The sequence below is a fragment of the Streptomyces sp. NPDC001315 genome, assembly GCF_042896175.1.
Lineage (GTDB): Bacteria > Actinomycetota > Actinomycetes > Streptomycetales > Streptomycetaceae > Streptomyces.
Genome location: NZ_JBIAWZ010000008.1, coordinates 166303 through 185388, shown reverse-complemented (window position 1 = coordinate 185388; position 19086 = coordinate 166303). Strand labels below are relative to the sequence as shown.

Here is a 19086-nt window from a genome sequence, read left to right as displayed (position 1 = left end):
CCCGCTCCATCGCATCCGGAACCGGTGCGTAACTGGCGCGTACCTGCCGCATATCCACCGTTTGCCAGCGGTAAGAAGCATCTTGGTGGCAATCTGCTCAGCAGCAGATAAGCAAAGTGGCAAGTTGAGGCACGCAGCCGGAGGTGCACGTCCCGTGGCGTCCAATGTCAATCCCACTGTCAGGCGACGCCGGCTGGGCCAGGAGCTGCGCCGGCTCCGTGAGCTCAAGGGCATGACGGCCGAAGAGGTGGCCGAGCGACTGCTGGTGTCGCAGTCGAAGATCAGCCGGCTGGAGAACGGCCGGCGCAGCATCAGCCAGCGTGACGTCCGCGACCTGTGCGGGGTCTACGAGGTGGAGGACGTCCGGATCGTCGACTCGCTGATGCAGATGGCCAAGGACTCCCGCCAGCAGGGCTGGTGGCATTCGTTCGGGGACATCCCGTACAGCGTCTACATCGGCCTGGAGACGGACGCGGCGAGCCTGCGGGTGTACGACCCCCAGGTCGTCCCGGGCCTCCTCCAGACCCGGCAGTACGCCGAGGCGCTCATCGCGGGCGCGCTGCCGGAGACGGCGTCGGCGGACATCGAGAAGCGCGTACAGGTACGAATGCGCCGACAGGAACGAATCTCCACCCCCGAGAACCCGCTGCGCCTGTGGACGGTACTGGACGAGGCGGCGCTGAAGCGGGTGGTCGGGAACAAGTCCCTGATGCGGGACCAGTTGGAGCATCTGGTCGAGCAGTCCCAACTCCCGCACGTCACCGTGCAGGTGATCCCCTTCGACATGGGCGCGCACCCGGGCCTGAACGGCCAGTACGCGATCCTGGAGTTTCCCGACGCGGCGGACTCCAGCGTGGTCTACATCGAGGGCGTCACCAGCGACCTGTACCTGGAGAAGGCGAACGACGTCCAGAAGTACAGCGTGATGTACGAGCACCTGCGGGCGCAGGCCCTCAACGTCGACCAGTCGCGCCAGTTCATCGCGGACATCGCCAAGGACTACGCGCGCTAGAGCCACGCGAGAGCGAAAGGCGCCGCACGGTACACCTTCCACCGTCCGGGATGGAAGGCCCCACTGGAATATGCCATCCAGTCGAGTGAATGGCCGCTTCGTGAGCGGATGTTGGCGAGTAGCGTCGATCACGCCATCAGCAAGAACGTTGGCGCAAACCGCGCTGTGGGTCCGGAGTCGGACGCGTCGTGCGGTGACAGAAACTCAACAACTGGCAATCCGGAGCAGAAATGGCAATTCGTCAGGGCGCCACGGACACGTGGACCAAGTCCTCCTACTCCACGGGGAACGGCGCGTGCGTCGAGGTCAAGTCACCGGTCGTCGCGGCCATGTCCGTACGTGACTCCAAGGTCCCCGAGGGTCCCGTGCTGGCCTTCCCCGCACAGTCGTGGAACGCCTTCGTCACCGAGGTCGCCAGGGGAGTGCTCGACCTCCACTGATGCACCACCACGACTCACAACTCCATAAGCACCGAAAGAGCCCTCTCGACCAGCTCGCCGTCCTTGCCGAGAGGGCTCGGCTTTTTCCCCGGCCCGACGGTGGCGCCCCGCCCCGCCCGGCCCGGCAGCGGCTCCCGCCCCTCCCTCACCTCACCGGAAACGCCACATCGCACACCACGTCATCCGGTCCCGCCGCGTCCCAGTCCGCGAAGTACACCTCGCGGCAGGGGCCGTCGTAGCGCAGCCCCTGGGCCCTGATCCACTCCTCCACCGCCTCGAACGCGGCCAGGATCTGGGGATGGGCCACCTGGGCCTTGGTGATGCGCGTGCGGGCGAGTCGGCGGGGCGGCTCGACGCGGACCTTCGTCTCCCAGGTCCGGCCGTGTGCCGCCGCCCATGCACGGGCCGCGGCCTCGTCGGCGACGGGGATGCACGACTCCGCGGGGCCGTCGCTCTCCATGGACACCTCGGAGTGGTAGACGACGAAGGGGGCGGCCACGGCACCTCCGCAGTCCCGGGCCGCCGCCTCCAGTCGGTCCAGTGACGAACCGATCCAGGCGGGCAGTTCGTCCGCCAGGGTGTGCCGGGTCATGGTGATCAGCACCTGCTCGGGCACGTCGACCGTATCGATCGCGAACTTTCCGTACATCTCGGAGCTCCTCCCCGACATCCGTCCACGGAGGTACGCGGCGAGCGTCCGCTGCCGGGCGATCCGCGCCTCGACGTCCGCCCAGTACGCGTCGAGCCGGTCCGCGGCCGCGCCGCCGTCCGACTCGAGCGCGTCGACCACCTCGGCGATCGCGGCGAGCGGCATGTCGAGCCGGCGCAGCAGCGCGACCGTGCGGGCGCGTTCCACCTGGCCGGCGCGGTAGTACCGGTAGCCGGTGGTCTCGTCGACGTGTGCCGGGGCGAGCAGGCCGAGGCGGTCGTACAGCCGTAGGGCCTTGGCCGAGAGCCGGGCCCGCGCGGCGAACGCCCCGATGGTGAGCAGTTCGTCGTTCACCGTGTCATCCTCCGTCACCGGGCACCGTCCGCCCGGTGACAAGGACGCTCACCCCTGCCCCAGGGGCAAGGTCAACCGGACCCCGGCGGCAAGGTCAGCCGGCCAGCTGGGCCTCCACCGCCGCCACGACCTCCGCCGCCTCCGGCTCGGTCTGCGGCGAGAACCGGGCGACGACCTTGCCGTCCCGGCCGATCAGGAACTTCTCGAAGTTCCAGCGGATGTCCCCGGTGTGGCCCTCGGCGTCGGCGAAGCCGACCAGGCGCTCGTACAGCGGGTGCCGGGCCTCCCCGTTCACCTCGACCTTCTCGGTCAGCGGGAACGTCACGCCGTACGTCGCCGAGCAGAACTCGGCGATCTCCTCGGCGGAGCCGGGTTCCTGTCCGAGGAACTGGTTGCAGGGCACGCCGAGGACGGTGAAGCCCTGGTCGGCGTAGCGCTCGTGGAGGCGCTCGAGGCCGGTGTACTGCGGGGTCAGCCCGCACTTGGAGGCCACGTTCACCACGAGCACCGCCTTGCCGGCGTACTGCGCGAGGTCCGCGGGACCGCCCTTGAGGGCACCGATTTCGACGTCGTGGAGAGTTGCGGATGCAGAAGAGTCAGCAGTCATGCCTGCGATGCTAACCAGCACGGAACGATCACCGTCCGGGCCCCGCGGACAGCGTGCTCCCGCTACGTTGGAGATCGGCAGAGCCACGGAGCCGGAGCTACAGGGCTGCAGAGCGCCGGAGCCGCAGAGCCGCAGAGCCGCACGAAGGAGAGCGAACCTTGTCCGGTCACATCCTCCACGGGCTGTACGAGATCCTGGACGACCGCTTCCGCACCGGCCGCTGCGCCAACGGCGACAGCAGGCTGGAGGTGCTGCACTCGGGCAGCCGCTGGGCCGAGGGACCGCTCTACGTTCCCGCCTGGCGTCAGCTGATCTGGAGCGACATCCCGAACGACCGGATCCTGCGCTGGGACGAGACCACCGGCACGGTCGGCGTCCTGCGTACCCCGGCCGGGAACAGCAACGGCAACACCCTCGACCGCCAGGGCCGCCTGATCTCCTGCGAGCAGGGCAACCGCCGCGTCACCCGAACCGAGCACGACGGCACGGTCACCGTCCTCGCCGACCGCTTCGCCGGCAAGCGCCTCAACAGCCCGAACGACTCCGTCGTACGCTCCGACGGCACGATCTGGTTCTCCGACCCCGACTTCGGTATCACCAGCGACTACGAGGGGCACCGCGCGGAGTCCGAGATCGGCGCGTGCAACCTCTACCGGATCGACCCGGCCACCGGAGAGGTCCACCTCGCCGCCGACGGCTTCGACGGGCCCAACGGTGTCATCCTCTCGCCCGACGAGAAGCAGCTGTACGTCTCCGACTCCCGTGCCGCCCGCATCAGCGTCCACGACGTCCGCGACGACGGCACCCTCTCGCCGGGGAAGGTCTTCGCCGAGGGAAAGGACGACGTCCACTTCGACAACATCCGCTTCGACGACGAGGGCCGCCTGTGGGCCGCCGCCCTGGAGGACGGCGTGCACTGCTACGACCCCGACGGCACCCTCATCGGCCGCCTGATCGTGCCCGAGACGGTCTCCAACATCACCTTCGGCGGCCCGAAGAACAACCGCATGTTCATCACCGCCTCCACCTCCCTGTACTCCCTGGTGATGTCGGTGACGGGCGCCCCGCGCATCTGAGCGCTCACCCTCGGCGGGCGGCCTTCACCAGAACCTCCCCGGCGGCAGTCCGCGAGTACAGCACGGACCGCCCCGCCCGCCGCCGCTCCACCAGCCCCGCGTCCAGCAGCACCCGCAGATGTCGCCCGACCGTCCCGAGCCCCTGCCCGGTCACGGCGACCAGCTGCGTCGTGCTCATCGGACCGCCGAGCAGCACGAGCACCCCCGCCCGCGCGGCCCCCAGCAGCGCGCCCAGGCCGGCGGGCACGGGCGGGCGGTCGTGGCCGTCGGCGAGGGCGCCCGCGCACGGGTAGACCACGGCGTACCGGTCGGACTCCTCCCACGACACCCAGCCGGTCTGCGGGGTGACCGGCACGAACACCAGCTCGGCCCCGGAGATCTCGCGCGGCGGGTACTCGTGCAGGTTGACCTGGAGCCGGTTCTCGCCGAGCCACCGCGTCCCGGGCCGCAGCGCGTCCAGTACGGCCGCCCAGCCGCCCCGGCTGACCTGAGCGGTCCGGGCGACGACATCGGCCTCCAGGACACGCCTGCGCCGCGCCCAGTACGGCCGTACGGTCCCGTCCCAGACCCACTCCAGCAGGGCCGCCGCCCGCTCGGGCAGGTCGTCGGTCCGCTCCAGGGCGGAGGGCAGCGGGCCCGCGAGGGAGACCCGCAGCTGCGCACGGGCCGCGGCGGCCGGAACCGCCCGTACCCGGGCGACACCCTCGCCGAAGGTCTCCCCGTCCCGCGGGGTGGGCGTGAGGAAGTCGGCGATCCAGTTCCGCCCGAGCCCGGCGTGCACCAGCAGCGCGGTGACCGGGTCGCCGGCGAGCCGCTCCCGGTAGGCGGGCAGGTGCGCCCGCAGCCAGGCCTGCTCCCCGGGATGCCGGCCCACGCCCGCGTGCAGCAGCTTCAGGCTCGCGAAGGTCTCGGCGAGCGGGGAGAGGACGAACCGGCTGCGGGCGAGTGTGTCGGCGTTGACCTGCCACCAGCCCATGGACCCCGCCCCCTCCAGGTTTCGCGCCTGCGCGAAACAATAACGACCGCTCACGGCCCGGCCCGAGACTCCGCCCATGACCGCAGACATCAGCCACAAGAGCTACAAGTCGCTCTTCCGCACCCCCGAGTTCACCCCCCTCTTCCTCTCCTCCTCCGTCGGCATCGCGGCCCAGACGGTGAGCGGTCTGGCGCTCGGCACGCTGGTGTACCGGGCGACGGGCTCCCCGCTCCTCTCGGCGGTGAGCATGTTCGGCCCTTCCCTGGCCCAGGTGGTGGGCGCGACCTTTCTGCTCTCGGGCGCCGACCGGCTGCCCCCGCGCACGACCCTGGCGGGCATCGCGCTCTCCTTCGCGGCGGCGACCGCTGTGCTGGCCGTCCCGGGCCTGCCGATGTGGGCGGTCCTCACCGTCGTACTCGTTCAGGGCCTGATCGCCTCGCTCGGCGGCGGGGTCCGCTGGGGCCTGCTGAACGAGATCCTGTCCAAGGGCGGCTACCTGCTGGGCCGCTCGGTGTTCAACATGATGGTCGGGATCATGCAGATCACCGGTTACGGCATGGGCGGCATCCTGGTCGCCACTCTTTCCCCGCGGCCGGCGCTCCTCCTCGCGGCGGCGCTGTACGCCGTCTCGGCCGCCGGACTCCGTCTCGGCCTGACCCACCGCCCGCCCCGGGCCGGCGGCCGCCCCTCCGTCGCCGCGACCTGGCGCACCAACGCCCTGCTGTGGTCCTCCCGCCCGCGCCGCCTGGTCTACCTGGGCCTGTGGCTCCCCAACGGCCTGATCGTGGGCTGCGAGTCCCTCTACGTGCCCTACGCCCCCGACGCGGCCGGGCCGCTGTTCGCCTGCGCGGCGCTCGGCATGCTGGCGGGCGATGTCACGGTCGGCCGCCTTCTCCCGCCCGCCGTCCGCCCTCGCCTGATCACCCCGCTGCTCCTCCTGCTGGCGACGCCGTACGTGCTCTTCGCCCTGCACCCGGCCGTGCCCGTGGCCGCCGTTCTCGTGACCCTGGCCTCCGCGGGCTTCGGCGCGAGCCTGCTCCAGCAGGAGCGGCTGATGACCCTCACCCCGGACGAACTGAGCGGCCACGCCCTCGGGCTGCACTCCGCCGGGATGCTCACGATGCAGGGCGTGAGCGCCGCACTGGCGGGCTCGATGGCCCAACTCACCTCGCCCGCGACGGCGATGACGACGATGGCGACCGCGTCGATCGCGGTGACGGCGACCCTGGCCATGGCCCGGCCCCGCGCCACAGCGCCCCTCGGCGCTACCGGCTGACCGGCCCGAGCCGCCTAGCGACGGGCGAGCGGCAGGAACGCGGTCCAGGTGGCGGGGGTGACGGTGAGGGTGGGGCCGGTGCCGGGGGATTGCTTGGAGTCGCGGATGTGGATGGTGGCGGGGGTGGTGGCTACTTCGAGGCACGCCCCGCCCTGCTCGCTGCTGTAGCTCGACTTGCGCCAGGAGTAGGCGACTTCCAGGCAGTTGCCGCCCTGCTCCGTGCTGTAGCTGGACTTGAACCACTCCAGTGGGGTGCTCATTGCTCTCCTAGCAAACGGTCCAACAAGCTCTTGGTCTCCTGGGGGTTCAGAGCCTGTGTTCGCAGCATCGCATACTTGCGCTCCAGGGTGGACACTTCGTCCGGGTCGGCGATCACCCAGCCTTTGCGCTGCCCCTCGACGTAGGCAACGCGCTGGTGGTCGGGGGTCTCGATGAGCACGAATGGGCCGGAGAGCCCCGCGTGGAATTCGCGCCCAACAGGCATCACCTGGAGGGTGACTCCGGGGAGGAAGGCCCATTCCTGTAGGCGCTTCAGCTGCTCGAAGTGCACCTCACGGCCGCCCAGTCGGTCCATGAGGGTCACCTCGGAGATGATGAAGGTCGCCGTCGGAGGCACCTTCCGCTGGAGGATCTCCTGACGTTCCATGCGTGCCCCGACACGCTGCTCGATCTCGTCGGCGGTCAGCACCGGGACTTCGTTGAGGAAGATCGCGCGAGCGTACGCCGGAGTCTGGAGCAGGCCGGGCAGGGCCTGGTTCTCGAACGACGAGAACGCGAGCGCCTCCCGCTCAAGATCAATGAATTCCTCCGCCCACCGCGGAAACAGATCCACCTCGGGCATGTTGGCCACCGCGACCTCCAACGCCCCCTTCGTCTCCAGGAGTTCATCCAGCGCCGCCGCCAGATCCTCCTTCAGCATCCTCCGCCCCTGCTCGATCGACGCGATCGTCTCCTCGTCGACGAGCAGCCGCTCGGCGAGAGCCCGTTGGGTGAAACCGGCCGCTCGTCGGAAGGTGCCGACGAGTGAGCCGACCATCTTCATCGCGGACGCGTTCTTCCTGCGGCGCCTGCCGCTGCTGCCGTTGTTCATGCCGCCGAACTCCCCACCGCAGGACGTGCCTTCACCGCGCGGGACCCGTACAAAAAAATCTGTACGGGCTCGCGCACTGCACCATCATGACCACGGAGCGTTACGTTCGCCTCGTGAACGCCGAAACACCGCCCGGCGTGGGAATACTGATGCCAACCATGCGGCGAGGGGGGCATGTTGAAGGCGTACGCAGTCGTGCTCATGGCGGTGTTGCTGGGGCTCTTCGCCGTGCCCGAGCAGGCACGCGCCGCGGACGACGTCTGCCGGAGTGAGGGCCTCGTGGGCGGACGGGCGAGTACATCCGTCCGGCTGGACGACCACCACCGTACGCAGACCAAGATCGTCAGTCGGCTGACCGTTCATGTCCCGTCCAAGTGGCCGTATGCCACCGGGCTGCTCCTGGGGGAGGACTCCGAGGAGTATCGGCGGGCGATGCGCTGCCTGATGAGGGGTTCGTCGGAGGTGCCGTATGAGTGGTGGGACGAATGGCGCTCGCACCGTCCGGAGATCGCGGCGGAGAAGAACGGCGTCGAGGTGCGGGTCGACACCTATGCCTGGGCCGACGATGAAGGACTGACCTATGTCGGTCCCTGGGACGTCGTCATCGGGCACGACCACTGGAGCATTCGTCTGCATCCTGCCGAGGCGCTGACACAGGTCACGTGGTCGTCCGTCGTCGTGGATCCGGGCTCTGCCAGCGCCATCTCCGCCGAGCCCCGGCCGACGACCGGCAAGGGCGAGGCCGGTGTGGTGTGGCAGCGGAAGTCCGGCCAGGCCATGCCGGCCGTGGATGTGCGTCTGGATCCCGGCTGGCAGCGTTCGTGGGCGGCGCAGGACGACCGTCTGCGCTTCCTCACCAGCAGCTCGGTCGGCGCGATGATCTGGAGCTGGTCCCTGGGCGCCATGCTGATCTACTCGGCCCGCAGGGCCAGGCGGGCAGGGCCCCTGCCACCGGTCGAGGCCGAGCGAGTCACCACGGCGGCCCGGTGGGGTTGGGTCATCCTGCTGGTGTCGCTGCTCACCTGGGGCGACAACGTGTTCTACACCGTGATGGAACGGCACTTCCACGACGATGAATGGGCCGACCGGCACGCACACCACGGTCTCCTCATCAGCATCGCGTTGGGCTGGATCCTTCTCGTCTTCGGTCTCCCCAGGCGGTGGACGATCTGGAGTGCCGGCGCCGTGCTCACTGTGCCCGGCGTGGTGGTGGCATACAGTCCCGAGAGATTCGGGCTGACCGAGCACACCTTCCTCGACGACTACGCCCCGGACAAGGCGGTCCTGGCTCTCTTCACCGCCGCAGGCTGCGTCTTCGCCCTCCTCCTCATGGGGTCGGTGGCGAGCGGGTGGCGGCTGGCGCGTTTCGCCGGGCTCATTCGTCCTCGCCCGCCCGCGACGCCTGGTGGGCCGCCCGAACCGCGTGAACTCCGCCTGCGCTACACGGCACCGCCGGTCACCCTCGCCGTCGCCGTGATCGGTCTCTGCGTGGCGAACACCCGCGAGCGGGACTGGCAGCGCGCCTCCTGGCTGAGCCGGCACGTGGACGACCAATACGGAATCAGCCATCTCAAGGCGCTGCGGAGTGAACTCACCTGGTTCTCCGTCAACAGCGAGGACTGGTGGGTGCTTTACCAATGGCTGTTCGCCGGTCTGGTGATTCTCGCCGTTCTGCGGGTCCGAGCCGCTGGGGCGACGGCTTCCGCGGCTTCCTCCGATCCCGACCGGTTCGACGAGCTGTGGATGCTCGTCTTCTTTCCGGCCATGGTCGGAATGGGCCTCGGGTGGTACGTCGGGAACGGCGCTCTGAGCTGGTTGTGGTTCTTCGCGAACCTCGGCGCCCTCGGCCTCGTCATCCGATTCGGCCGAGGGAGATCCGTACTCGACAGGACCCTGCAGAAGCACGGTGCTTCGCTGGCCGAGGCGATCGGCCCGTCGCGGCGACACGAACTGCTCGACCGTGCCCGCAGGTACAGAGAGATCCACGCGAAACTCCGCCGCCTCGACCAGGGGCAGTCGGACGACGAGGCGCTCAGCCGGCGAGCCTACGAACGGGAACTGCGACGCCTGCACAACTGGAGAGACCCGTCCTCCGGCGCCCCCGACAAACTTCCCGCGGACATCTCGGTCGTCGACGCGGCGCTCGCTCTCGGGCCGTATGACAAGTGGTGGGACAACGGCCGGCGCGCCGCCAGGCTCGCCGGGCTCATAGGGCTGCCTGCCACCGTGCTGATCGTCTGGGCCGAGCAGTTCAGGGGGGAGTCGATGACGTCGACCCTCTACTACGGCTTCGGGCTGCCGGGCGTACTGATGGACGTCCTCTACTGGGAGGTGACATGGGCCGGGGCCGGATTCCTGCTCGGTGCGCTCTGGCGCAGGCTCCCGGGACGCCGAGGGCCGGTGCGGAGCCTCAGTATTGCGGCTGCGTTCGCCCTGCCCATAGGGCTCGACGCCGTCGGTAACTGGTTCACCCGGGAGGCCCAGACGAACCTCGCCCTGTACGCCGCGGCGATGCTGCTGGTCCTGACGCTCACCGGCATGGCCCTCGACCTGGAGACCTTTCGCGACGAACGCCGCTACTGGCAGAGCCGCCTGGGTCTGCTGCTGTCCGTCTACCAGATGCGTTATTTCTCCTTGCAGATGGCCTACTTGCTGGCTCAGCTCATTGCCGTCTTCACTCTCTGGCAGTTCTTCACGGACGGGGGCGGACCTCCGGAGCAGGGCGCTGACGCCGGGGGAGGCGGAGCCGGTCAGTAGAACGTAGTGTGACCGTCGTGTCTGCTGCCGAACAGACGGGAATTCCAAGGGGGTTGGGCGACGCTCCGGACGTGGTCGTGGTGGACGGCCGGGCGCAGTCCTACAGCGGCAATGTCCACGAGGAGCTCAAGCTGGTCCTCGTGCTCGGCTCCGGCTTCACCGTGCGCAGGCGCGGTACGACGTTCCGGGCGGCTCCGGGTCAGCTGGTCGCGCTCCATCCGGACGACGCGCACTCCGGGGCGCCGGACGATCCCGGCTCGGCGCGCTGGCTGATCATGTGCGTGTCGCCGTCGCTGATCGCGGAGGTCGCCGCACCGGAGGCGGTCCGGTTCGGGGACCCGGTGATCCGGGACGCCGGGTCGGCCGAACGCTTCCGGGCCGTGCACGGTTCCCTCTACCGGCCGTCCGGGCCGCCGGGCTCGGCGCTGACGCACGAGACGGGCGTACTGGAGCTCGTCTCGACGCTGGCCGGTCACGCGCCCGGCGGCGCGGAGGACGAGCGGGGTGTGGCGCGGCGGGTCCCCGAGACCGTACGCGAGTATCTGCGGGAGAACCTGGCGCGCAATGTGACGCTGGACGAGCTCAGCGCGGTGGCGGGGCTGAGCAAGTACCGGCTCGTGCACGTCTGCAAGGCATGGTTCGGACTGCCGCCGCACAAACTGCACCTGCGGCTGCGCCTCGACCGCTCCAGGCAGCTGCTGCGGCGGGACATGGGCATCGCGGAGGTCGCGTTCGAGACGGGCTTCCATGACCAGCCGCATCTGACCCGGGCGTTCTCCCAGGCGTACGGGATGACCCCGGCCGTCTACCAGGCGGCGTTCCGCGGCGCGGGGTGGCGGGGCCTTCGCAGCAAGAACGTGCAATACGCGGGGCGCGTCCCCGAATAGCGTTCCTTTCACGAAGACGCCAACGCGTCACATTCACAGGGGGATTGACGATGCAGATCGAGAAGATCGAGTTCCTCGGCGACGGCTACCGGCTGGCCGGTGACCTCCATCTGCCCGAGTCGGGGACCGCGCGCGGCGCGGTGGTGCTGACCGGCCCGTTCTCCGGGGTGAAGGAGCAGGTCACCGGCTACTACGCGGAGCGGTTCGCGCAGCGCGGGTACATCGCCCTGGCCTTCGATCACCGCAACTGGGGCGACAGCGAGGGGGAGCAGCGCCAGCACGAGGACGCCACGGCCAAGGTCGCCGACCTGCGCGCCGCGGTCGGGTACCTGGCCGCGCGGCCGGAGGTCGACCCGGAGAAGATCGCGGTGTGCGGGGTGTGCCTGGGCGGTATCTACTCGGTGCAGCTGGCCGCGTTCGACCCGAGGGTGAAGGCCGTGGCGCTGGTCGCCGCCGCCTACAACAACCCCAAGCTGATCCACGACCGCTTCGGCGCGGACAACTTCGCCGCCCTGATGGGCCAGTTCGCGCAGATCGCGCAGCGGCAGGCGGAGAGCGGTGAGGTCGAGTACTGGCCGGCCGTCAACCCCGAGGGCATGCCCGCGGGCAACCCGGGCCCGGAGCCGTACGCGTACTACGGAACCGAGCGGGGTGCCCGCCCCGGCTGGGAGAACCGCTGCACGGCCCTGTCGGTCCTCCAGGAACTGACCCTGGACGTCGACGCCTACCTCCCTCTTCTCACCACCCCCCTCCTCATCGTCCACGGGCGCGGCGACCAGGCCATCCCGCTGACCGACGCGGAGGCGGCGTTCGCGGCGGCGCCCGAGCCGAAGGAGCTGGTGGTGCTGGACACGAGCAACCACATCGACCTCTACGACGACGACACGTATGTGGTGCCGGCCGTGGAACGGGCCGTCGACTTCTTCGACCGGAGCTTGTGAGGCGCTCGCGCACACAGGGGCCATCGGGGCGAAGGGTTCCTCAACAGGCAACCCGGACCCACCTTTTACCTCTCTCACAGGATGCACACAGATTTCGCATCGCAGACGAGGAACCGATGACCAGTCAGGAACAACGCCACCGTCTGAAGCGCTCGACGCTCGCCTTAGGCGCCGCGCTCACCGTCGTCGTCACCGCGGCCGGGGCCGCTCCCGGAGCCGGAGCGGCCTCGGCCACACCCGGGAAACCGAAGCTCAAGCTGATCGCCGCGTCGAACTCCGTGACGCTCGACCGCTGGGAGGGGGACCCCGGGGTCTACCTGGACCTCGGCACGTACGTCACGGTCGACAACGCGCCGCTGGAGCTCAAGGTGACGCGGAAGTCGTACAAGGACCCGGTGGTCGCGCAGCAGATCCTCCGCAACGGCAGGAGCACGCAGACCAAGACCCTCCCCGCCGGCCTGGTGAAGGACTTCTCCGGCCTTCCCGGCTTCCTCGAGGTGTCGATCAAGAACGCGGCGGGCCAGGAGGTGTCGAAGAACAAGGGGACCTTCTGCCCGAACAACGCCTCGGGCCGGCTCCGCCCCGACGCGCCGGCGACCTCGCACTACCCGGAGAGCTGCTCCACCAATCCGTTCACGCTGGGCTCGGTGTGGGGCGTCGAGAAGGGCTGGGCGTCGAACTCCAGCACGGTCGACTACGACAAGCCGGTGGACCTGCCGGCGGGCGAGTACACGGCCAAGGTCTCGGTGGCCAAGAAGTACCGCGACCTGTTCGGCATCCCGAACGATCAGCCGACGGTCAAGGTGACGGTACGGCAGATCAGTGACGAGGGCGGCGGCCAGGGCCTGACGGCCGGCCACGACGCGCACTCCGGGCACTCCGGGCACATGGCGCCCGCCGTCGGCTCGGCCCACCAGCACGGCCCCCGCGGCGCCGACGCACCCACCCCGCCCGCCCTCTCCCACGCACTCGAGGACCGCGGCCTGGCGCACCACCTGGGTGACGCCCCCGGCCACACCGACGGCTCGCGCATCGCGCCCGCGCTCACGCCCAACGCCAGGCGGCCCTTCGGCCGGGCGGGCGCCCCCGCGAACGTGCCCAAGCCCGATCTGCGTTCGCTCCCGGCCTGGGACATCGCCATCACGGACGGCGAGGACGGGGACGTGCCGGGCAAGGACTACCTCGCCTTCAGCGCGAACGTCTGGAACGCGGGCCCCGCTCCCCTCGTCGTGGACGGCTTCCGCAGCCCAGGCAAGGACGTGATGGACGCGTACCAGTACTTCTACGACGCGAACGGCAAGCAGGTCGGCTACACCCCCACCGGCACCATGGAGTGGGACCCCCGGATCGGCCACGAACACTGGCACTTCACCGACTTCGCGAGCTACCGCCTGCTGAGCGAGGACAAGACCAAGGAGGTGCGCAGCGGCAAGGAGGCGTTCTGCCTGGCCAACACCGACGCCATCGACTACACGGTCAAGAACGCCAACTGGCACCCGTACAACACCGACCTGTCGACCGCCTGCGGCCGGCAGAACTCGATCTCCGTACGTGAGGTCCTCGACGTCGGCTCCGGCGACACGTACACCCAGTACCGCCCCGGCCAGTCCTTCGACATCACCGGCCTGCCCAACGGTACGTACTACATCGAGGTCATCGCCAACCCGGAGAAGCGTCTCCAGGAAACCAACCTCAACAACAACGTCGCCCTGCGCAAGGTCGTCCTGGGCGGCACGCCGGACGCCCGCACGGTGACCGTACCGCCGCACGACCTGATCGACGTCCATTAGTGACGCGGTGAGCCACGACATCCCGGGCTCGCTGCCACGATGCGGGCCCGGGGTGATCTTCCTGGACAGCAGAAGTCGATATTGAAGTCGTAAGACCGACCGAGGCCCTCCGGCGGAATATCTTTCTCCTGTCCGAAGAGAACTCAAAAGACAAACCGCTCGACTCCTTACGTGCTGAACGCAGGCCCGGCCGGTTCTAATGACAAACGCCCTCGTCAATGATTGCGCCGCATTACGCTCACTCTTTTGCCGCGCATCTGGATGAGTCGAGCGGCGTTAGCGAGATATGACGAAAGCAAGGCTCTTTGGCTCGCACCGCACCGGAGCGGCGGCGGAGGATCTGCCCGCGGCCCATGGTGTGACAGTCGGGCAATACACCTACACGCCCGCGGCGGCGTATTCGTCGCCTGATGCCAGCGGCACGCTGCACGTGGACGGTGCAGCGGTGGAACTGCGGGTCACTGAGTCGCTGCTCAGTGATTTTCTGACGCTGCTGGACGCGGCCCAGGAGGAACTCGGCCGGCGGTGGAACGGTCAGGGACTTTCCGGTTGCCACGCGCCCCGCACGTGACGGGGGCACATTTTCGTGAATGACGACTACCCGGATATCTCCTTCGGCCGACATGAACGGTATCCCGGCGGATACGCCACCGGAGTGTCCACCGGTCGGCACAGGGGCCCTGACGATGCCCTGCACTCGGCGGCCCCTTTGGAAGGCTGGGACCCGGTCGAGGAACTCACCTATCTCTTGCAGGACGCCGCGACGGCGGATCAGGCGGCTGCCGTGCCGCCACCTCGTAGCGAGCCGTCGGCCGACGCGGGCTTCGCCGGCGATCCGATGGACAACCTGGTGCAGATCACTGCCGAGTTGCCGCCCATCCGGCGCTTCTCGGCCGGCCATCGGAAGGTGCGAGCCCGCAAACTGCGCTTCACGTGGTTGCAGACGGTCAGCTTCGTGATGGCCGCAGTTGCCGCTGTCATCGTGTCGATGGTGAGTGTCTTCGGCGGCATGGTGGCCTACGCACCTCTGCGGCACATCGCATCCGGTACGCAGGGCGGAGCGGTTCCCTGGTGGCCCCTTCTGATCTACGGCCCCTGGATGGTGGCCTCGCTCTCCATCCTGCGGACCGCCCTGCACCAACGCCGCGCCCTGCACTCCTGGTTCGTCGTTCTGCTGTTTTCCTCCCTCGCGATGATGCTCTGCGTGGCCGAGGCCGACAGGACCTTCACGAGTATCGCCGCAGCAGCCTTGCCGGCCGTCGCGTCCCTGGCCTGCTTCCAGCAACTGGTCCGTCAAATCACACTGACCCGCCCACCGCGCCAGCGGATCTCCCGCCACCGGCACTCCGACAACCAGCTCCGCAATGCTCGCAGCCAGTCGGCTTCGCCTCCCCAGCCATGAACCCGTCGGGCCGCAGGGCGGGCAATCGCGGCACAGCGACCGGATCCTGCTGTTCGGCGTTGTGCGGCGCGAAGCTCAGCCGGGGGCGCGGAAGGAAACCTGCCGGCGGGTGGCCTCGTCGATCTCGGCGAGGGTGAGGAGGGGGGTGGCCCGGGTGTGCAGGGCGCCGCTGGCCTTGACGGCGAGGCTGATGGCGGCCATGGAGACCGGGTCGGGGAGGTCGATGATGAGCACGATGTCCTCCTCCCCGAAGGCGAAGTACATGGCCTCGACCTTCCCGCCGAGGTCGGAGACGACCTGGTCGACGGCAGCCCGGCGGCCACTGGCGCCTTCATTGAGCAGCCCCTTGGTGCCCTCGGGCGTATAGGTGGCCTGGATGAGGAACTTCGGCATCGGGACGCTCCCTGCACATCGCATGTCCGGTATGCAGAATGGCCTTCCCGTGTCGCCCGGGCCGGCACTCACCGAGCGGTCCGATTCACTCGTTGGAAGCCAATCCGCTTTCGGCTGATCACGGAGGGTGTGGCTGTCGGTCCGGGGGCGTCGAACCTGCCGTTCAGTCCCCCGAGTGGCCCCAGAAGCGGATTTCTCGCGGCGTGCCCTCGTCGTCGTGCAGCACCGCGCACCGTCCGATCCATCGCGACCGGGGGAAGACGTCGAAGTCCTCGACGTGCGCACGGGTCAGCTTCTCCGTCCCCAGCAACTCGAGTGCCTCGTCGGCCGTCACGGGTTCCACGGTGCAGTAGTCCGGGGTGTCGTCAGGCCCCACGACACTGAAGACGTCCAGGATCGAGTGTGTGCCGGTCTCCTGGACCGACTCGTCCGCCCACAGCTCCTCCAGCGACCGCGGCCGAGGCTCCCGTTCCTCCTCCGGTCGCCAGTCGCCACCGTTCACCCAGTAGTAGTCCCCTGTTTCGAACACCTCTCGCCGCAACTGCTGAAGCGCGGCGTTCAGGTCTTCCTGGTACGGCACGTAGTAGTCCCAGTCCGAAGCCCCCACCAGAGCCTCCTTCCCTTCCGGTCTTTCTTGAACGGCGGAAGGTAGCAGCCGGCTCTGACATCCGGGCCCTCAGCTCGGGGAGCTCACCCGAGGAGGGGCCGATGCCGCATGGCCCGACATCACCGCGAGGGCGAGAACGCCTTCACTCGTACCCCGGTGTCGCAGATGCGCGCCGCCTTCTTCTTCCCGCCCGTGGTGGTGAAAGCGGGGGTGAGGGACCGGGATTCGCCGGGAGGGACGACGTCGAGGCCGGTGACCACCTCGCACTCGTCGAGGCTGGTGAAGGTGAGCGTGGCGGCAGCGGAATCGCCGGGAGCGAGCGTGAGCTTCGTGGCGTCGGCGGCTGCCCCGGCCCAGTCCACCGGCAGTTCGGTCCGGCCGCCCTCGCTGATGAAGAGAAGGGAGGGGAAGCCACGCACCGTGCAGGAGCCGTCCCCCTTGTTGGTGATCACGACCGAGGCTCGGCCCTGCCCGGTGCCGCGTGCCACGGCCGTCAGGTTCTTCGTACGGCAGTGGTCGGCGGCGGGGCTGGGAAGCGAGTCGGCTCCCAAGAGCACCCCGGCGGGCGGGGCGGACGCGCCGCCACTGCCGCCGTTCTTGCCGGAGGCCCCGTTCCCGCCGGCGCTCGGCGAGCCGCCGCTCTGTGACCCGCCGCCGGCCACGGTGCTCGACGAGCCCGAACCGGAACCGCCTCCCGCACTCTCCTCGCCGCCGGACGACGAGGAGGCGGACGACGAACACCCTGCCGCGCCGACGAGGAGCAGGACCGTGACTGCGGAGATCAATGGTCGGCGCATGGCTCCCGCTGGTTGTTCGAACGGATTGACGGACCCGGTGCCGCATGCGTGAGGGTATTGCATAGAATCCACGGCGATCACGTTCACCGGCGCTGCGCAGCGCACCGCCTCTGGGGGGAAAGGCGCGCGTGTGCACCCGAGCGGCAACGACAACGGCATCAACGGGGTACGCCGTAGGCGGTTCCTGGGCGCGGGAGCTGTCACCCTGGGGGCCGCGGGTGCCGTAGCCGCCGGGCAGCTCCTGACGGGCAGCGCCTCGGCCTCCGTGAGCGGGGGGACCGCCACGGCCGGTGCCGGTGCGTCGGTGAGCGGCACGGTCTTCAAGCTGGGCGTCGCCTCCGGCGACCCGCTGCCCACCGCGATCGTGCTGTGGACCAGGGTGGTGCCCGCCAACCAGGGCAGCTCCGGCATCCTGGCCCCCACCGTCGCGGTGACCTGGGAACTCGCCTCGGACAGCGGCTTCACCAAGATCGTCAAGAGCGGTACGGCGACGGCGAGCAGCGGCCTCGGCTACAGCGTCCACGTGGACGTCACCGGGCTGACCCCGGCCACCGACTACTGGTACCGGTTCAAAGCGCTGGGCCGCACCTCCATCACCGGCCGCACCCGCACCGCCCCCGCTGCCGGAAGCACCCCCGAGAACCTGCGGATCGCGCTCGCCTCCTGCCAGAACTGGCAGCACGGCTACTTCACCCCCTACCGGGACATGCGCGAACAGAAGCCGGACCTCGTGCTGTTCGTGGGCGACTACATCTACGAGAGCTCGGCCTACTCCTACCGCGTACGCCGTCACGAAGGCACGGGCCAGCCCGTCACGCTCGCCCAGTACCGTGCCCGCCACGAGCAGTACAACACCGACCCGGACCTGCAGGCGATGCGCGCCGCCGCCCCCTTCGTGGTCGTCTTCGACGATCACGAGGTGGAACAGGACTGGGCGGGCGACGTGGCGAACGACCCGGTCGCCTGGCCCACCGCGAAGTTCCTGGCCCGCCGGGCCGCCGCCTTCCAGGCCTTCTACGAGCACATGCCGATCCGGGCCGCGCAGAAGCCCAGCGGTCCGGACGTCCTGATGTACCGCAAGCTCGACTTCGGCACCCTGGCCCGGCTGCACGTCCTGGACACCCGGCAGTACCGCGACGACCAGGCGACCACCCCCGACGCGGCGTCCGAGACCGGCCGCGTCATCATGGGCGACACCCAGCGGAACTGGCTGGTGAACAGCATGCGCACCTCCGGCGCGCGGTGGAACCTGGTCGCCTCGCAGGTGATGATGGCCGAGACCGACTTCCTCGCCGGTGAGGGCAAGGAGTGGTCGTACGACGCCTGGGACGGTTACCGGAAGGAACGCGCCGCCCTGCTCGCCGAGTTCCAGGACGTCCGCAACCCCGTGGTGCTGTCCGGCGACCGGCATCGCACCATCGTCAGCGACCTCAAGCTGGACTTCGACGACGCGGACTCGGCGGTGGTCGGCGCGGAGTTCGTCGGGACCTCCATTTCCAGCAACGGCGACGAGGATCTGGTGGCCTTCGCCGCCGAGTGGGCGCCCAAGCTGGCGGACAATCCGCACTGGAAGATCATCGACGCCCGGCGCGGCTATCTGCTCTTCGACATCACCGCGGACAGCGTCGAGGCACAACTGCGGGCGATCTCCACCGTGGTGACCAAGAACGGTACGACCGCCACAGCCGCGACCTTCCGAGTGGAGGACGGTGTGCCGGGCGTGTACCAGGTCGGCGTCCAGCCCGAGCCCTCAGCGAGTACGAGTGAGAGCGCGGAGGAGTCCGCGGGGGCGGCGGACACGGCCACTCCGGCGGACACGGCCACTCCGGTGGACGCGACGGCGACGACGGACTCGGCGGATCCCACACAGTCACCGGCCTCGGCGGAAGCGACCGCCGCCCCGGCCACGGCGACCGACCCCGCGTCGCCTTCCACCGCCGAGTCCCCGAGCGACGCCTCCACCGCCGTCTCCACCACCCCCTGACCCACCGGGAGAGAACGTGTTCACCACCCGACCCCGGCGGCGCGACGG

General features: G+C 69.4%; 19 protein-coding genes. 11 read left to right on the top strand and 8 right to left on the bottom strand.

Features of this window, described 5'->3' with window-relative positions; translation table 11 throughout:
• The first annotated feature begins 154 nt into the window (after positions 1 to 154).
• On the top strand, positions 155 to 1012 hold the full coding sequence (locus ACFY16_RS23460) for a helix-turn-helix domain-containing protein (protein ID WP_390649109.1): 858 nt from the start codon (positions 155 to 157) through the stop codon (positions 1010 to 1012).
• Positions 1013 to 1242: 230 nt separating this feature from the next.
• Entirely contained in the window at positions 1243 to 1452 is a 210-nt protein-coding gene (locus ACFY16_RS23455) for a DUF397 domain-containing protein (protein WP_390649108.1), read from the top strand.
• Positions 1453 to 1597: 145 nt separating this feature from the next.
• On the opposite strand, the gene ACFY16_RS23450 is transcribed toward ACFY16_RS23455, so the two are convergent.
• Positions 1598 to 2455, bottom strand: coding sequence for a MerR family transcriptional regulator (locus ACFY16_RS23450; RefSeq protein WP_390649107.1), 858 nt, complete (start codon positions 2453 to 2455; stop codon positions 1598 to 1600).
• 94 nt (positions 2456 to 2549) lie between these two features.
• Positions 2550 to 3062, bottom strand: a complete 513-nt coding sequence (locus ACFY16_RS23445) for a glutathione peroxidase (protein ID WP_390649106.1) — start codon at positions 3060 to 3062, stop codon at positions 2550 to 2552.
• Positions 3063 to 3220: 158 nt separating this feature from the next.
• Here ACFY16_RS23445 and ACFY16_RS23440 point away from each other — a divergent pair, with 158 nt between their 5' ends.
• Positions 3221 to 4138, top strand: coding sequence for an SMP-30/gluconolactonase/LRE family protein (locus tag ACFY16_RS23440; RefSeq protein WP_390649105.1), 918 nt, complete (start codon positions 3221 to 3223; stop codon positions 4136 to 4138).
• A gap of 4 nt (positions 4139 to 4142) precedes the next feature.
• Here ACFY16_RS23440 and ACFY16_RS23435 read toward each other — a convergent pair whose 3' ends face one another.
• Entirely contained in the window at positions 4143 to 5114 is a 972-nt protein-coding gene (locus tag ACFY16_RS23435; RefSeq protein WP_390649104.1) for a helix-turn-helix domain-containing protein, read from the bottom strand.
• Positions 5115 to 5190: 76 nt separating this feature from the next.
• Here ACFY16_RS23435 and ACFY16_RS23430 point away from each other — a divergent pair, with 76 nt between their 5' ends.
• Positions 5191 to 6390 carry an MFS transporter gene (locus ACFY16_RS23430; protein WP_390649103.1) on the top strand — a complete coding sequence of 400 codons (1200 nt, stop codon included), beginning with the start codon at positions 5191 to 5193 and terminating at the stop codon, positions 6388 to 6390.
• A gap of 14 nt (positions 6391 to 6404) precedes the next feature.
• Here ACFY16_RS23430 and ACFY16_RS23425 read toward each other — a convergent pair whose 3' ends face one another.
• Together ACFY16_RS23425 and ACFY16_RS23420 are read right to left on the bottom strand one after the other, a co-directional pair.
• Positions 6405 to 6650, bottom strand: a complete 246-nt coding sequence (locus ACFY16_RS23425; protein WP_390649102.1) for a DUF397 domain-containing protein — start codon at positions 6648 to 6650, stop codon at positions 6405 to 6407.
• Positions 6647 to 7480: a Scr1 family TA system antitoxin-like transcriptional regulator gene (locus tag ACFY16_RS23420; protein WP_390649101.1), complete on the bottom strand. Its 834-nt coding sequence runs from the start codon at positions 7478 to 7480 to the stop codon at positions 6647 to 6649. The genes ACFY16_RS23425 and ACFY16_RS23420 overlap by 4 nt, the downstream gene beginning before the upstream one ends.
• 174 nt (positions 7481 to 7654) lie before the next feature.
• Between ACFY16_RS23420 and ACFY16_RS23415 the strand changes: the two genes are divergently transcribed.
• The 6 genes from ACFY16_RS23415 to ACFY16_RS23390 all read left to right on the top strand — a co-directional run bounded on the left by ACFY16_RS23415 (position 7655) and on the right by ACFY16_RS23390 (position 15257).
• A complete protein-coding gene (locus ACFY16_RS23415) occupies positions 7655 to 10237 on the top strand; it encodes a DUF6185 family protein (RefSeq protein ID WP_390649100.1) in 2583 nt (860 codons plus the stop codon).
• Between the two features lie 71 nt (positions 10238 to 10308).
• Complete coding sequence (locus ACFY16_RS23410; RefSeq protein ID WP_390649099.1) at positions 10309 to 11124, top strand: helix-turn-helix domain-containing protein; 816 nt, start codon at positions 10309 to 10311, stop codon at positions 11122 to 11124.
• A gap of 50 nt (positions 11125 to 11174) precedes the next feature.
• A complete protein-coding gene (locus ACFY16_RS23405; RefSeq protein ID WP_390649098.1) occupies positions 11175 to 12065 on the top strand; it encodes an alpha/beta hydrolase in 891 nt (296 codons plus the stop codon).
• A gap of 116 nt (positions 12066 to 12181) precedes the next feature.
• Positions 12182 to 13855, top strand: coding sequence for a lysyl oxidase family protein (locus tag ACFY16_RS23400; RefSeq protein ID WP_390649097.1), 1674 nt, complete (start codon positions 12182 to 12184; stop codon positions 13853 to 13855).
• Between the two features lie 286 nt (positions 13856 to 14141).
• Entirely contained in the window at positions 14142 to 14426 is a 285-nt protein-coding gene (locus ACFY16_RS23395) for a hypothetical protein (protein WP_390649096.1), read from the top strand.
• Between the two features lie 15 nt (positions 14427 to 14441).
• On the top strand, positions 14442 to 15257 hold the full coding sequence (locus tag ACFY16_RS23390) for a DUF2637 domain-containing protein (RefSeq protein ID WP_390649095.1): 816 nt from the start codon (positions 14442 to 14444) through the stop codon (positions 15255 to 15257).
• Positions 15258 to 15332: 75 nt separating this feature from the next.
• Here ACFY16_RS23390 and ACFY16_RS23385 read toward each other — a convergent pair whose 3' ends face one another.
• From ACFY16_RS23385 to ACFY16_RS23375, 3 genes are all read right to left on the bottom strand, one after another.
• Positions 15333 to 15650 (bottom strand): GYD domain-containing protein, encoded by a 318-nt coding sequence (locus tag ACFY16_RS23385; protein ID WP_390649094.1) that lies wholly within the window; start codon positions 15648 to 15650, stop codon positions 15333 to 15335.
• 163 nt (positions 15651 to 15813) lie between these two features.
• Complete coding sequence (locus ACFY16_RS23380; protein WP_390649093.1) at positions 15814 to 16257, bottom strand: hypothetical protein; 444 nt, start codon at positions 16255 to 16257, stop codon at positions 15814 to 15816.
• 119 nt (positions 16258 to 16376) lie between these two features.
• Positions 16377 to 17054 (bottom strand): DUF4232 domain-containing protein, encoded by a 678-nt coding sequence (locus tag ACFY16_RS23375; protein WP_390649092.1) that lies wholly within the window; start codon positions 17052 to 17054, stop codon positions 16377 to 16379.
• 130 nt (positions 17055 to 17184) lie between these two features.
• On the opposite strand from ACFY16_RS23375, the gene ACFY16_RS23370 reads away from it, so the two are divergent.
• Complete coding sequence (locus ACFY16_RS23370; protein WP_390649091.1) at positions 17185 to 19038, top strand: alkaline phosphatase D family protein; 1854 nt, start codon at positions 17185 to 17187, stop codon at positions 19036 to 19038.
• Positions 19039 to 19086: the final 48 nt, after the last annotated feature.